Annotated in this window: 10 protein-coding genes and 1 pseudogene; 9 read left to right on the forward strand and 2 right to left on the reverse strand. The window is 40.3% G+C overall.

All coding sequences use genetic code 11. The features are described from left to right. A pseudogene (locus B2V92_RS17160) lies at nt 1–300 on the reverse strand (serine protease); the annotation flags it as partial. Nucleotides 301–613: 313 nt separating this feature from the next. Here B2V92_RS17160 and dapF point away from each other — a divergent pair. The 8 genes from dapF to B2V92_RS17200 all read left to right on the forward strand — a co-directional run bounded on the left by dapF (nt 614) and on the right by B2V92_RS17200 (nt 13,618). Next, a complete protein-coding gene (dapF, locus tag B2V92_RS17165) occupies nt 614–1,396 on the forward strand; it encodes a diaminopimelate epimerase (protein WP_293310394.1) in 783 nt (260 codons plus the stop codon). 256 nt (nt 1,397–1,652) lie between these two features. Continuing rightward, nucleotides 1,653–2,522 (forward strand): hypothetical protein, encoded by an 870-nt coding sequence (locus B2V92_RS17170; RefSeq protein WP_293310396.1) that lies wholly within the window; start codon nt 1,653–1,655, stop codon nt 2,520–2,522. Between the two features lie 380 nt (nt 2,523–2,902). Beyond that, a complete protein-coding gene (locus tag B2V92_RS17175; protein WP_293310398.1) occupies nt 2,903–4,072 on the forward strand; it encodes an efflux RND transporter periplasmic adaptor subunit in 1,170 nt (389 codons plus the stop codon). 48 nt (nt 4,073–4,120) lie between these two features. Then, nucleotides 4,121–7,300, forward strand: coding sequence for an efflux RND transporter permease subunit (locus tag B2V92_RS17180; protein ID WP_293310400.1), 3,180 nt, complete (start codon nt 4,121–4,123; stop codon nt 7,298–7,300). Between the two features lie 10 nt (nt 7,301–7,310). Next, the gene (locus B2V92_RS17185; RefSeq protein WP_293310402.1) at nt 7,311–8,711 is read left to right on the forward strand and encodes an efflux transporter outer membrane subunit; all 1,401 of its coding nucleotides are present in this window, start codon (nt 7,311–7,313) and stop codon (nt 8,709–8,711) included. 482 nt (nt 8,712–9,193) lie between these two features. Further along, nucleotides 9,194–12,085: a DEAD/DEAH box helicase gene (locus tag B2V92_RS17190; RefSeq protein WP_293310404.1), complete on the forward strand. Its 2,892-nt coding sequence runs from the start codon at nt 9,194–9,196 to the stop codon at nt 12,083–12,085. 367 nt (nt 12,086–12,452) lie between these two features. Further along, nucleotides 12,453–12,770 (forward strand): YgaP family membrane protein, encoded by a 318-nt coding sequence (locus tag B2V92_RS17195; RefSeq protein ID WP_293310406.1) that lies wholly within the window; start codon nt 12,453–12,455, stop codon nt 12,768–12,770. Between the two features lie 65 nt (nt 12,771–12,835). Then, complete coding sequence (locus B2V92_RS17200) at nt 12,836–13,618, forward strand: 3-keto-disaccharide hydrolase (RefSeq protein ID WP_293310408.1); 783 nt, start codon at nt 12,836–12,838, stop codon at nt 13,616–13,618. Between the two features lie 459 nt (nt 13,619–14,077). Here B2V92_RS17200 and aat read toward each other — a convergent pair whose 3' ends face one another. Next, nucleotides 14,078–14,710 (reverse strand): leucyl/phenylalanyl-tRNA--protein transferase, encoded by a 633-nt coding sequence (gene aat / locus B2V92_RS17205; RefSeq protein ID WP_293310410.1) that lies wholly within the window; start codon nt 14,708–14,710, stop codon nt 14,078–14,080. Between the two features lie 74 nt (nt 14,711–14,784). Between aat and B2V92_RS17210 the strand changes: the two genes are divergently transcribed. Next, a complete protein-coding gene (locus B2V92_RS17210; RefSeq protein ID WP_293310412.1) occupies nt 14,785–16,227 on the forward strand; it encodes a DUF1800 domain-containing protein in 1,443 nt (480 codons plus the stop codon). The last annotated feature ends 217 nt before the right edge of the window (nt 16,228–16,444 follow it).

Below are 16,444 nucleotides of genomic sequence, written 5' to 3' on the forward strand. Positions count from 1 at the left end.
GCGGCCACCGCCGCCGAAGAAATCTTCCATCATATCAAATGGAGAAGAAGAACCCTGGCCTTTTGATGCCGCATAAGTTGTTTTAATATGGACCACCCCCGGTGCAACTGCCGCCGCAGCCTGGGTAAAATCTGTAGCACCTGCCGATGTTACTTTTAATGGATTATTGGCAAAGTACAAATTCTGTTTTTCAGTAATGGTACTGCCATTTTGGTTACGCTCAAATAGCTTGTAACCGCCAATTGCTGCTGCCCCACCTATAAAAGCAGCCAACACGGTAATTCCTAATATCTTTTTCATGTGTTTATATATTGTTTTTTTAAGCCACGAAATATTATAAGCCATTTGCTAGCTAATTGTTTGGGTTAGCTTATAACATCCATTTGTTAATTTATTTTGCGGGAGCGTTTATTCACTTTGATTTAAGCAGAATGCTCCGGCAGTTTTTATCTGCTCAAATTTTCTTTCGTAAGTTTATTCAAATTTAATACCATATAAACGATATTTGTATCTTCAAAGCACTTAGTTTTGTGTTAAAAAATGTTAAATTAAAAAACACAATCCGCTTATTACCTTTTGCAACTCAAATATTGCATTAAAAAATGAAGCTTTCATGAAAATTAATTTCTATAAATACCAGGGCGCGGGGAACGATTTTATTCTGATAGACCATACTACAGGTCCGTTAAAAAATATTGACAATCAATTGGTTGAGCAGTTATGCCACAGAAGATTTGGTATTGGTGCCGATGGATTAATGTTCCTTACCAAACACGAGGATTACGATTTTGAAATGCATTATTTCAACGCCGATGGCAAACTGGGCAGTATGTGCGGTAACGGTGGCAGATGTATTGTGGCCTTTGCCAAGCAGCTCGGTATTATAGATCGCGAAACCAACTTTTTGGCAGTTGATGGACCGCACTATGCCAGAATTTCAGAAAACGGCGAATGGATTGATCTACAGATGATTGATGTAGATAATATCACCAATGATGGTGAAGCCTATGTGCTTAATACAGGATCGCCACACTATGTTGCCCTACAAAGCGGTTTAAAAGATTTTGATGTTTTTAACGAAGGAAAAAGCATCCGTTACAATTCAACTTATGCGGCAAAAGGCATCAATGTAAATTTTGTGGAGGATAAAGGCGATCATTTATTTGTGCGTACCTACGAGCGTGGCGTTGAAGATGAAACCTATGCCTGTGGTACCGGAGTAACCGCAGTAGCCATGGCCATGGCAAAACATAAAAACCAAACCGGTCATATTAAAACCGACATTAAAGTTTTGGGCGGCGACATTAAAATAGAATTCGATTACGATGGCAACGCATTTACCAATGTGTTTTTGTGCGGTCCGGCCAAACTGGTTTTTGAAGGAGAAGTTGATTAACTTCTTTTCAAATTATAATTAGTGCTAAAAGCTGCTAATGATTTGGGCGTTCCCCAGGGGGCGGGCTTTTCAGGGCTGCGCTGCGCTCCGGTACCGATGAAAGATCGGTACTGAACCCTTACAATCCCTAACGCGAAGTTATTGCATTTAATCCCCACAGGTTTTCGAAACGGCGCAGCCTTTAATAATGCCATTAAAAACAATATTAGCCGCGGGGCTAACCAGATCTATACATTTATTAAATTCTATTTTTGTAATGCGCTTAGCCTTTCTTTTCATCTGTGTAATGTGCTGCATATCTTGCAAACAGAAAAAACATGCCAAACATTTCGAAAGCAGTAAGATAAACACTCAACCGAAAGCAAAAACAGACGCTACCATTAAAAAAACAGATTCTATTTTTCAAAACGCGCTAAAAAAAGCATTAAGTATTGCCAAAGCCTCTAAAAAAGAAAATTTTAGAAAGAATTTTTCTATCGGAAATGAGAATTTAAACAATAAAGTTGATGTAGAACTTAAGTTTGGAAACCTATTTTCCAGAAAGTATAAAAATTTATTAATCGTAAGTTCGTCAAAGCTTTACACAAAAATAAATGTTTATGCGGTAAGGGATACCGGTTTTACACAATTGATCGACAAAATCTTAATGACCGATTCACATCCCGGTTATTTAATAGAAGATGTAAATAATGATGGGTTAAAAGATCTCTCCATAAACTGGTATCCTTTATCCGGTTGCTGCAGGAGAAATATTTTTGATCTGTATCTTTCTAAAAACGACGAAACTTTTAGCAAAGAGATTGAGCTTGTAAATCCTACTTTCTTTCCAAAAGAAAAAGTAATCAGAGGTATTACTTACGGTCATCCTGGACTTGCGTCTTTATATAAATTTAGATGGAACGGAATAAATGTAGATACCATAGAATATATTTATCCCAACATAAACGATACACTCCACATTTCCTTTGTAAAATCTAACAGTCAGGCCTATTCCCGTTTAAGAAATAAGTGGTCTGAAAACTTAAAATCGATACCAAAAGAATATAACCCCGTTTTAGACCTTGATTATTTTAAAAGCTACAATCTGAAAGATATTAAAGTCATTTTAAAAAACATTGATAAATAGCCCTAATTCTTAGGTATATACTGGACAATAACTTATACAGCGCGTCATTTTAGCCTGAACAAAATTACTCGCACCACCAAAGGTAAAAAAGCTTCATTGCAATTAATTTTAACAAGCTTTTAACATCTGTCGCAAGATATTTACAGATCATTTAATAACAACTATATTAGTTTAATATACTTTAAAACAGTATTTTAGAGTAGAGATATGGTCTTTTTCACCCCAAAATAAATCAATCGATTGATTAAATGACAGAATTTGGACAGATTTATTTTTTTTTAGGCTCTATTTTTGGGCGGTTAATGGCGGAAATTGAAGACCCACATTTTGACGACGCCCTTAATTCCGGAAATTTAAATTTATACACACAGAAATAACCCATGAGAAAAGTAACAACTCTCTTTTTTAGCGTGAGCATTGGTATGCTTTTAGCATCCTGCGGAAATAACGATGCAGCTAAAAAAGCTGCCGCTGCAGCAGCAGCTGGTCCACAGCCTTACCCTGTTTTTACCGTATCAACCCAAAACACCACTTTAGATTCTGATTACCCGGCCACTATCGAAGGTATCCAGAACATCGATATCCGCCCAAAGGTTGACGGTTTTATCGAAAAAATCTTTGTAGATGAGGGTGCGGTGGTTAAAAAGGGCCAGTTACTTTTCACCATCAATGCGCCACAGTACGAACAGCAGGTTAGAACAGCAAAGGCAGCAATCAGCAGTGCCGAGGCTGATGTTAATGCGGCTCAGTTAACCGTTAACAAAACCAAACCACTGGTAGATAAGGATATCATCAGTAAATACGATCTCGATGCAGCACAATTAACGCTTCAGAGCAGAAAAGCCGCATTGGCACAGGCAAGGGCCGAACTGGTAAACGCACAGGTAAACCTGGGTTATACTTCGGTTAAAAGTCCGGTAGATGGTGTAGTTGGCAGCATCCCTTTCCGTAACGGAAGTTTGGTAAGCAGTTCGAGCACCGAACCATTAACTACCGTTTCCAATACCTCGAAAGTTTATGCTTACTTCTCGTTAAACGAGAAACAGCTTTTAGATTTTTCTAACACTTATAAAGGAAATACACTGGCACAGCAGATGAAAAATATCCCTGCAGTAAGCCTCGTATTGGCTGACGGAACCATTTATGCACAGAACGGTAAAATCGAATCCATCAATGGCCAGATCAATACCAGTACAGGTTCTGCAAGTTTAAGGGCTACCTTCCCCAACCCGATTTCTTTATTGAAAAATGGCGCGAGTGCTTCAGTAAGGATTCCACAACATGTTGAGAACGCCATCTTGGTTCCGCAAAAATCAACCATCGATTTACAGGGCAAAAAATTCGTTTACATCTTGGGCGATTCGGCCAAAGTAATCAATACCCAGATCGAGGTAATGGAATTAGCTAAAGGCAACTTCTATGTGGTTACCAAAGGGCTTAAAACAGGCGATAAAGTTATTTTAGAAGGTTTTCAATCGTTAAAAGACGGTACAAAAATAAAACCTGATGTAAAAAACGCCGATTCAGTGTATGCTGAAATAAAAAAATAACAATATAATCAGTGCAATCACACTACTTCGGTGTAACCAATATTAATTATGTTCAAGAAATTTATAGATAGGCCCGTTTTATCGACAGTTATATCCATTATAATTGTAATATTAGGTGTATTAGGCCTTGTAACCCTACCCATCTCGCAGTATCCGGAGATAGCGCCGCCAACCGTTCAGGTATCGGCCTCTTACCAGGGTGCAAATGCCGATGTGGTAATGAGTAGCGTTGTTGTTCCCTTGGAGGAACAGATAAATGGTGTGGAAGACATGACCTACATGACTTCTACCGCCAGTAACGATGGTACCGCAACCATTACCGTTAACTTTAAACTGGGTACAAACCCCGATTTAGCAGCAGTTAACGTACAGAACCGTGTGGCCAGGGCAACCAGTTTATTACCTGCAGAGGTAACCCGTTCGGGTGTAATTACTGCGAAAAGACAGGCGAGTAACCTCCTTATTTTTGCTATTTACAGTGATGATCCATCGTACGATCAAAAGTTTTTACAAAACTATGCAAACATCAACATCATCCCGGAAATTAAAAGGATTAATGGTGTGGGTGATGCAAGTGCATTTGGTACATTGGATTATACCATGAGGATCTGGCTTAAACCAGATGTTATGGCCGTTTATGGTCTTGTTCCCAATGATGTAAACGTGGCCCTTGCAGAGCAGAATATCGAGGCTGCCCCAGGCCAGTTTGGCGAGCAGGGAAATCAGGCTTTCCAATATACCTTAAAATATAGCGGCCGTTTAAAAACCGAAACAGAGTTTAGCAACATCATTATCAAAGCCAATCCTAACGGACAGATTTTACGTTTAAAAGATGTGGCCAGGATAGAACTTGGCGCACAGAGTTATGCCAGTTATGTAAAATTTAATGGTAAGCCCGCTTTAGGTATTGCCATTAGTCAAACTGCGGGTTCGAACGCGAAAGAGGTAATTGATAATTCCATCAAAACATTGGATAAAGCTGCTACTTCTTTCCCTAAAGGTGTACATTACGAAACGGTTGTTAACGTAAACAACTTCCTGGATGCATCTATCGAAAAGGTAATCCATACCCTGATCGAAGCATTTATCCTGGTATTCCTTGTGGTATTTATCTTCCTTCAGGATTTCCGTTCAACTTTAATACCGGCAATTAGTGTTCCGGTAGCGATTATAGGTACCTTCTTCTTCTTAAGCCTGTTCGGTTTCACCATCAACCTGTTAACATTGTTTGCATTGGTGCTGGCTATTGGTATTGTGGTAGATGATGCCATTGTAGTGGTTGAGGCGGTGCATGCCAAGCTCGATGCCGGTTATACGGATCCTAAAAAGGCAACAAAAGATGCCATGGACGATATCAGCGGTGCGATTATTTCCATCACATTGGTAATGGCTGCTGTATTTATCCCGGTAAGTTTTATCCAGGGTTCGTCAGGGGTGTTTTATAAACAGTTTGGTTTAACACTTGCCATCTCGATCATTTTATCGGCCATCAATGCATTAACATTAAGTCCGGCATTATGTGCCATGTTCTTAAAACCACATGCCGATGATCATGCGAAAAGCAAAAATTTCCTACAGCGTTTTTATACGGCCTTCAATACTTCATTTGATGCGGTAACACAAAAATATAAACGTTCGGTTGGCTTTTTGGGCAGAAAAAGGTGGCTCGCAGGCTTAGGCATTGCAGTTTTCGCTGTGGTACTGGTTTGGATTATGAATACAACGCCTAAAGGTTTTGTACCAAATGAGGATTTGGGTACTGTTTTCTCTGATATTTCATTGCCGCCATCTACTTCGCAGGAGGAAACCGATAAGATTATTGTAAAAATCAATGATATTGTAAGTAAAGTGCCCGAAGTTGAGGCTACTTTCAGGGTTGTTGGCCGTAGTTTAATCAGTGGTTCGGGCAGTTCGTACGGTATGGTTATTGCCAGGCTTAAACCATGGGATGAGCGTAAAGGCCGCGACGTTAAAGCTATTATTGGCGAATTATTTGCAAAAGCAGCAAGCGTTAAAGGTGCTAAAGTAATTTTCTTTGCGCCACCAACCATCCAGGGTTTTGGTACCGGTGGTGGTTTCGAATTCCAGTTACAGGATAAAACCGGTGGCGACATCAAGAAATTCAACGATGTTGGTAACGGATTTTTAGCTGCACTGAGCAAACGTCCTGAAATCCAGTACGCATCAACCTCATTTAACCCTAATTTCCCCCAATACCAGATTGATGTAAATGTGGCCAAAGTAAAACAGGCCGGTTTAACTGTTAGTGATGTGCTGGGTGTGCTACAGGGTTATTATGGTGGCGTTTATGCTTCTAACTTTAACAAATTTGGCAAGCAATATAGGGTAATGTTTCAGGCTGATGCCCAATACCGTGCCAATCAGCAGAGTTTAACCAGTATTTACGTACGTAATGCCAGCGGAACCATGGCGCCTATTTCGGAGTTTATTACGCTCGAAAAAGTATACGGTCCACAGGCAATTTCGCGTTTCAACTTATATACTTCAATTGCGGTTACCGGTAACCCTAATGCGGGTTATAGTTCGGGCGATGCCATTAAGGCCATCCAGGAAGAAGCTGCCATCCACCTGCCAACAGGTTATGGCTATGAGTTCTCCGGTTTATCACGTGAGGAAGTAAGCAGTGGCAGTCAAACCATTTTCATCTTCCTGCTGTGTGTAATCTTTGTGTACTTCCTGCTTTCTGCACAGTACGAAAGTTATATTTTACCATTGGCCGTATTATTTTCACTGCCGATCGGTTTAGCAGGCGTATTCATTTTCGATAAAATTTTCGGCGTGGATAACAACATTTATACACAGATTACCCTGATTATGTTGGTGGGTTTACTCGCCAAAAATGCCATTCTGATTGTAGAATATGCGGTTGATAGGCGACGGAAGGGCATGAGTATTATTAATTCGGCCATTGATGGTGCAACTGCCCGTTTACGTCCGATTTTGATGACCTCGTTCGCCTTTATCCTCGGTTTATTGCCTTTAATGTTATCATCAGGTGTTGGTGCCGCAGGTAATACCTCAATTGGTACAGGTGCTGTAGGCGGGATGTTGATCGGTACCATTTTCGGGGTATTTGTAATCCCTGCATTGTTTATTGTTTTCCAAACCCTGCAGGAAAAAATAAGTAACAAATCTCCTTTTGAGGAAGGTATAGACCGTGAGCAAACAGAAGAAGAGTATGAGTTAGCGGTTAGCCGTGAACATTAATATTAAGAAAATGAATTTTAGATATAAGCATTCCATTTTAATTGGTTTAGCCATCCTTACCCTGAGTGCCTGCGTAACCAAAAAATACGAACGCCCACAGGTAACAAGCGAGGGTTTATACCGTGATAATAATACAACGGATACCACTACGATGGCAGATCTGCAATGGAAAACATTGTTCTCTGATACCACTTTACAATCGTTGATCCAACAGGGTATAAATCAAAATCTAGACCTGAAACAGGCCATTGAGCGCATCAAAATTGCAGAAGCGACCTTGATACAGAGCCGTGGTGCATTATTGCCAAGCTTACAGGCTGATGTTAACGTAACCGATAATAAAGCTTCGGCGGCAGCACAGAATTTTCCGGCCGGAATCAACATCAATTTAGAAACCCAAACTTATAAAGCGCAATTAAGCACCAGTTGGGAAGCCGATATCTGGGGAAAATTAACCAGCGCAAAACGCGGCGCCTACGCTACTTTGTTGCAGAGTGATGCAGCAAAAAGAGCGGTACAAACACAGTTAATTGCAACCATTGCCAATAATTATTATACTTTATTGGCGCTTGATAAACAACTGGCCATCACTGAGGAAACCATTAAGGTACGTACAAAGGATGTGGAAACCATGCGTGAATTAAAACAGGGAGCCGTGGTTAATGGCGCAGCAGTTGTACAAAGTGAGGCCAATTTATATGCCGCACAGGTTACCCTGCCTGATTTAAAAAGAAGCATTAAAGAGGCCGAAAATGCGTTGAGCGTACTGGTTGCAAAAGCGCCAAATGCGATTAACCGTACCTCGCTTGATCAGCAAACACCTTATGCCAATTTACAGACCGGTGTTTCTGCACAGTTGTTAAAAAACCGTCCGGATGTAATAGCGGCAGAGTTTGGTTTTAGGTCGGCTTTCGAAAACACTAATGTTGCTAAAGCTTATTTCTACCCTGCTTTAACCATTACCGCAGCAGGTGGTTTATCGAGTCTGCAATTGAGCGATTTCTTCGGTAAATCTATCTTCTATAACCTGGTTGGTGGCTTAACACAGCCTATTTTTGCGAAAGGAGCCAATAAAGCACGTTTAAAAACAGCTGAGGCTAATCAGCAGATCGCTTTTTATAATTTCCAGCAAACCCTTTTAACCGGTGGACAGGAAGTATCTAATGCTTTATATGCTTACCAAACGGCTACAGAAAAAGAAGAAACAAGAACAAAACAGATTGCTTCGTTAACCAAAGCGGTTGATTTTACAAAAGAGTTATTACGTTACAGCTCGGCCACAAACTATACTGATGTATTAACATCAGAGCAAAGTTTGTTAAGCGCACAGTTAAGCGGTATTAACGATAGGCTACAGAAATTACAGGCTGTTGTTAACCTATACCGTGCATTGGGCGGCGGCTGGAAATAACATTATCATTTACAGTCAATTTTAAAGGCATTCTGATTTTCAGGATGCCTTTTTTGATTTCATAGTTGTGTCCCATGGTTTGTGTCACCACAAACTATCGCCTAGGCTTTTTGCCACGCCTGCCCGATAATTCAGGCGGGGAAACACAGATTAACACGGAGGATTTTATAGCCTGTCATCCTGAGTGCAACGATAGATGTTTAAAACCCAAACCATTTTCTTTGGCTCACTCCCATTCCTTTCCTAGTTAATACCCAAAAACATAAATTAATACGCAAATTACCGATCCTATACAAGAAGTATTTTATTACCGGCAGTAATATCTTCCCATTACCTATTGCATTTCAACGCAATTTCCGTTATAGATAAAAATTATCTATATTTTTTATTTCAAAAGCCATCAGTTTTTTTGATGTATTCCTAAAATATTGTAAGTTTAAAGTTTTTTAAGCGCTTAGCTTATAAAAATTTTATATCCATCAATGTTACGTGTCGATAGTTCTAAAGCCTGCAAAATTGTATACTCTTTGTGCAAACATGAGTATTTGGGTTATCTAATTGAACCGCATGTAGTTCAACTCAATCCGCAGGGCGATTTTTCTTTTACCTACCAAAGGATTTTCACCCACACTGCCGAAGAATTTAAGGCCTGCTTAAACGATATCGATTATAAGCTGATCAAAATTTTAGACGACATTGAACAGGACTCGCTGATTAAGAAGTATTATAAGAAATTAATCAGGCCAACCGAGTTTTTCACCAAAATTTTCGACGATAAATTCTATGAGAATGTACGTCCGAAAATAGAGAAGAAACTCGCCGAAGCTTTAGAACTTTTAAAGGTTAAAAACGAGCTTTACGTAATGGACAAAGATGGCTGGCCGGTTGAGCGTAAAATCGAACTTGCCGGCGAGCCTGCGTCTATCCTTTTCCATTTCCGGAGGAATGAAACCGAAACGAGGTATTTCCCAACCATCAAATACCAGAACCTGCGCATCGAATTTATGTTCAAAGAAGCACAAATCATCAGTAACAAACCTGCCTGGTTATTACTGAATGATGTATTGTACTTTTTTGATCAGGATATTGAAGGCAAAAAATTACAACCCTTTTTAAATAAACGTTTTATTGCCATACCAAAAACTACCGAAGCTACTTATTTTGAAAAGTTTGTAGCACCATTGATCGAGAAACACCATGTTTATGCAGAGGGGTTTGAAATCAGGACGGAACAGTTTGAGGCCAAACCGGTGATTAAGGTTTTATATGTAGATGGCGGACTATCGCAGATCCAGTTGTACTTTAAATACGGCGAATATACTTTTCCGGTCGAGAATGCGCATAAAGTTACCGTACGTTTAGAAAAAACGGCCGACAACTATATTTTCCACCGGATTAAACGCTCGGCAGACTGGGAGAAAAAACAGTTTAACCTGTTATTATCGCTGGGACTTAAAAAAACCAGTTCTTTATTCAGCAACCTCGAAGTGATTGCTGCCGACGAGAACCCGAGTTACGCAGCAATTAACTGGGTAAACGAACATATCGAGCTTTTAGAGTCATCGGGTTTTGAAATTGAACAGGCTACCGGTCAGAAAAAATTTGTACTCGGTGCCAGTAAAATCGACCTCGAAGTTAAAGAAGGGAACGATTGGTTCGATATCCATGCCGTGGTATGGTTCGGAAAATACCAGATCCCTTTCCTATCTTTAAAACAGCATATTTTACATAAAAAGCGCGAATTTTTATTGCCAGATGGCGAAGTAGCCATTATCCCCGATAAATGGTTTACCCAGTACGGCAGTCTTTTCAGTTTGGCAGAGGCCGGACAAACGCTTAAATTAAAGAAACACCACATCGGTTTAATTAACGATCTGGCCGAAGATAGTTTGGCAAATGTTACGCTCGAACGCAAGCTTCAGCGCCTTTCGGATTTCGAAGATATTGCCGATACGCAGATGCCTGTGCATTTTAAGGGCAGTTTACGCGATTACCAAAAAGCAGGCTATAACTGGTTCAGCTTTTTACGCGAATATAACTTTGGCGGTTGTTTAGCCGATGATATGGGTTTGGGTAAAACCATCCAAACGCTGGCTATGCTGCAAAAGGTGAAAGAAGAAGATCAACTGCTCGGAACGCAGACTACTTCATTGATCATCATGCCAACATCGTTAATTTATAACTGGTTAACAGAAGCCAAAAAATTTACGCCAAAGCTTAAAATATTGGCACATACAGGTACCAACCGGAATAAGGATGTGGCCAATTTCGCCAATTACGACATTGTCATAACCACGTACGGTGTAACCAGGGTTGATGTAGATGAACTGAAGAATTTTTATTTCAATTATATTATTCTGGACGAAAGTCAGAACATTAAAAACCCTTCTTCAAAATCGTTCAAAGCCGTTAGAAGCTTAAAATCTAAACATAAATTGATTTTGAGCGGTACACCTGTAGAAAATTCGGTAAGCGATTTATGGTCGCAGTTAACTTTCCTTAACCCGGGTTTATTGGGTACGCAGGCATTTTTCTACGAAGAATATGTGCAGGCCATAGAGAAGAAAAAAGATGAAGAAAAAGCACGGAAACTGCAATCCATCATCAAACCTTTTGTACTCCGCAGAACAAAAGAGCAGGTAGCTGCTGAATTACCGCCTAAAACGGAGCAGGTAATTTATTGCGATATGAGCGAGGATCAGGCTGCTTACTACGAAAAAACAAAATCAGCCTATCGTAACGACCTGCTGCAGAGCATGGATGATGGAACTTTTGCGCAAAAGCAGGTTCAATTATTGCAGGGTTTAACGGCACTACGCCAATTGGCCAATCACCCTGTGATGATCGATGGTGAATATATTTCCGATTCGGGCAAATTTGAAAATGTAATCCACACTTTAGACAATGTACTTAAGGGCGGGCATAAGGTTCTGGTATTTTCGCAGTTTGTAAAACACCTCGATATCTTTAAGAAACATTTTGAGGCCGAAAATATTCCTTTCGCTTACCTGGATGGCGCCACCCGTAACCGTGGCGAAATTGTTTCCGAATTCCAGCAGAATACCGATTTAAAGGTTTTCCTCATCTCGATAAAAGCTGGAGGCGTGGGTTTAAACCTCACACAGGCCGATTATGTTTTCATCCTCGACCCATGGTGGAACCCAGCTGTAGAACAACAGGCCATTGACAGGACACACCGTATCGGTCAGGATAAAAAGGTTTTCATCTATAAATTCATCGCAAAAGATACCGTTGAAGAGAAAATCCTTGCATTACAGAACCGGAAAAAATCTTTGGCCAACTCATTGATCACCACAGAAGAAAGTTTCTTTAAATCGTTGAGTAAAGAGGATATCAGGGATATATTGAATTAAAATCGCCAAAGGCAATTGGCTCATTAGTCATTAGTTCATTTGTTAGCATAACGCCTACAAATAAGTTTAATTTGATGTAAATCTCACGCGTTCGTCACCCTGAATTTATTTCAGGGTCTTAATCACAAAAAAGATGCTGAAACGAGTTCAGCATGACGATTCGCTGGAATGATTACTTCGAGGCAGATTTTACTCCGTAGAGCCTTCGGGTTCTCAGCTGCGTTGCACCCGATAGCTATCGGGCCGCTCGAAATGACGTTATGGGAGAAAACTTCGCTACCAACAACGACCTTTTACCATTTTAAACTTCTTTTCAAAACTCATTCCCTCTTCACTTGTTATACAGTAGAACATTAATACTACCATCATGACAAATCAAGATTTTAATACCGCAGTAAATAACGTTAAAGAGGCCTGGAAATATCCTGAGTTATTCGAAAATGTTTCCAAATCCGAACGTTGGTTATCAGGCGTTACCGGCACATATTTACTATTTAAAGGCATTACCAGCATTTTTTCGCATCCCGTTATCGGTTTAACAGGTGCGGCAATCGGTACAGGTTTACTATACCGTGGCATTACCGGTTATTGCCCAATGCGCGATCTGGCAGAACAACGCCGGGAAGACATTGCCCCTGATGAAGTGATTATAAGTGAAACCTATGTTGTTGACGATTTGGGGTAATATTTTAAATACTAAATTTCCATTTCTTAATAAACTGGTTAACTTTAAAAAGTTAAACCACAATTATGAACAAGTACACACTATTATTTATTCCTGTTTTATTTGCAGGGCAAGCTATGGCACAAGATAAAAAACCAGATCCTGCCAAAGACCCAAAAACAACCGAGGTTTGGTCGCCTGTACCTAAAATTGTTACACCAGGTAAATTGCCCCAGGATGCACCTTCTGATGCGATCGTTCTTTTTAACGGCCGTAATTTAGATGCATGGCATTCGGTTAAAGATCCATCTAAACCTGCTGCCTGGACAATCGACGATGGCTTTTTTACCGTAAAAAAAGGTACCGGAAATATCGAGACCAATAAAAAATTTACCGATTACCAGTTACACATGGAGTGGAAAATTCCTGAAAACATTTCGGGCGAAGGTCAGGCACGCGGTAACAGTGGAGTGTTTTTAGCTTCAACCGGAGGTGGCGATGATGGCTACGAAATCCAGATTATGGATGCCTATAACAATAAAACCTACGTTAACGGACAAACCGGAAGTGTTTATAAACAAGCTATTCCACTGGCAAATGCCAACAAAAAACCGGGCGAATGGCAATATTATGATATCATCTGGAATGCACCCCGCTTTAATGAAGATGGTACAGTACAAAAACCGGCAAGCGTAACCCTTTTTTTAAATGGTGTGCTTTTACAGAACGGTTATGTATTAAAAGGCGAAACCCGTTATATCGGTGCCCCTGAATATAAAAAACATGGTCCGGCTTCAATTAAATTGCAGGATCACGGCGACCCGAGTCCGGCAATTAGTTTTAGGAACATTTGGGTAAGGGAATTATAATTTCAAGCAATAACATGATCCTCGTTTGTAACGAGGATCGACGAGAATGGCGATTTTATCGCCTTAATAAAACAAATAATAAGGAACCTGCAGGCCAAAAACTTGCAGGTTTTGTTTTATAACCTAATTTTGGCGAATTGAAAACGCAATGAGGATTCAGGATTTAATGGATAAATTATTTAACATAAAAACCATCGGGCACAGATTAGGCAATTAGCCGATAATAGAAACGCAGGTTTTGCCATTTAGCCTGATATTTGTAAATAATATATCTTTAAAGGTCTTCCATAAACATTTTTAACTCATAGCCGTCACCCTGATCCGATAGCTATCGGATTTATTTCAGGGTCTATATTGCAGGAAAGATGCTGAAATAAATTCAGCATGACGATCGCGTTAGCTTCGCGGGTTCAAAACTAATCCTTAAGAATTTCAAATAACAAACTAAGCACGGTGGCATTAATCTCGCCGTAATATTTCCATATACACTTCACGGCTGATCATTTCTGCGCCCAAACTCATTAAATGATCGTTCGGTAACTGGCAGTCGATTAAATCGATATTCATTTTACTTAAAAAGATGAGGGCAGCTTTAGAGGCATTGCTTACATGGCTGAACATGCTTTCGCCACAGAACACGCGGTTAACTTTTAGTCCGTACAAACCACCAACCAATCGCTCTTCCAGCCAAACTTCTACACTATGGGCATACCCCTGTTCGTGGAGGTTGATATATGCTTGTTGCATCTCGTTGGTAATCCAGGTTCCATCCTGCTCCTTCCTTTCAGTTGTTGCACAGTTCCGGATCACTTCTGCAAAAGACTTGTTAAAAGTGATTTTAAAAACCTCCTGTTTCAAAGTCTTCTGCATGCTTTTACTGATCTTGATTTTGCCTGGATAAATCACGCATCGCTCATGGGGCGAGTACCATAAAATAGGTTCTCCTTCGCTAAACCATGGAAATATCCCGTTAGAATAAGCAATTAACAGTCTTTCCATGCTCAAATCTCCCCCAACAGCCAACAAACCGTCCTCTTCGGCCAAAGCCGGATCAGGAAAACCGGGGTGATCATCTAACAGTTGAAAAAACATAGGCGAAAATAAGAAAGAAAACAAAGATTAAACCCTTGCGTTTTAAATAAGTCATACTGTTAAAATCGTCCACCATGAATGCAAAAGATAATTTCTTAAAAGTTAAACATCTTTATAACCGGGCCGGCTTCGGCATTTCGTATGCCGAATTGGAAAAATTAAGTAGAAAAAACCTTAATAAAGTGGTTGATACGCTGCTAAAAGACTCCCAAAAAGACGATCCCATCAAATTAGTAAACGATTTTGAATCGAAAAGGCAGCTTTTGGTGCAGGCAGGACTTTATGCAAAAAAAGACCTGACCGATGAGGAAAAGAAAATGCGACAGCAGATTGTACGCGAGCAGAATGAAGTAAGCCGCGACCTCAACATTGCTTTCGTTAACCAGATGATCAATACCGCTGCGCCGTTGAGGGAGAAAATGACCCTCTTTTGGCATGGACATTTTGCCTGCCGCAGCAACAATCCTTTTTTCGCTCAGCAGCTAAATAACATCCAACGCACCAATGCCCTGGGCAGCTTTAAAACTTTATTGGTTGAGGTTTCCAAATCGCCAGCCATGTTGCAATACCTCAACAACCAGCAGAACAGGAAGGGCAAACCGAACGAGAATTTCGCACGCGAGCTGATGGAGCTTTTTACCCTGGGCAGGGGAAATTATACAGAACAGGACATTAAAGAATCTGCCCGTTCGTTTACGGGCTGGATGTACGATAAAGATGGCTCTTTTATTTTCAGGCAGAACCTTCACGATACCGGAACGAAAACCTTTTTCGGAAAAATCGGAAACTTTGAAGGCGAAAACATCATCGATATCATTCTCGAAAAACCCGAAACTTCGCAGTTTATCGCCCGCAAAGTGTATAAGTTCTTTGTGAACGATAATCCAAATGAAGATCACGTTAAAGAGTTAGCTACGCATTTTTACAATTCGAAATACGATATCGCCTCGATGATGAAAAAAATGTTTACATCAGACTGGTTTTACAGCCCTGAAAATGTAGGCACCAAAATTAAATCACCTGCCGAATTTTTAGTCGGTTTAAGTCGCGAGTTTTATGTTACCTATAACAAACCACAGGTTTTAATCCAGTTACAAAGTAGCTTAGGCCAGTATCTATTTAATCCACCAAACGTAGCGGGCTGGCCGGGTGGACAAAGCTGGATCGATAGTTCATCCTTAATGCTCCGGATGCGCATTCCATCGCTGGTTTTAAACGATGGGGAAATCGATTTTAGTGGCAAGGCCGATCCGGAAGATGAAGCTGTAATTGCATTAAGCAGGGTGGCAACCACCAATGCGAATGCCAACAGTAAACCCAAGTCGTACGTTAACGCAAATGCCGATTGGCCTAAATTTTTGGGTACTTTACCAAAAGGATTAACGCCACTTGCACTGACGGAGTTTTTATTGCAACCGAAGTTAAACGATAAAATTACAACAATGGTTAGCGACAATAAAGGATTACGGAGTACGGCGGTAGAGATTACGAGTATGCCAGAGTATCAGTTGTGCTAACTAGGGCAGATTAATTGAGTATTTAAGTTATATGGTTGATAGTTTGATGGCTCATGGTTGATAGCTGATCAGTGAAATAAAATTAAGCAAATTGAGGTTGATGGTTTAGTAGCTCATGGTTGATAGCCGATTGGCTAAAACCCAGTCCATCAACCAAAAAACCATGAACTATTAACCTAAACATCATGGCCATGAACCATCAACCAAAAAACTATGA

The organism is Pedobacter sp. UBA5917, assembly GCF_002432345.1.
Lineage (GTDB): Bacteria > Bacteroidota > Bacteroidia > Sphingobacteriales > Sphingobacteriaceae > Pedobacter.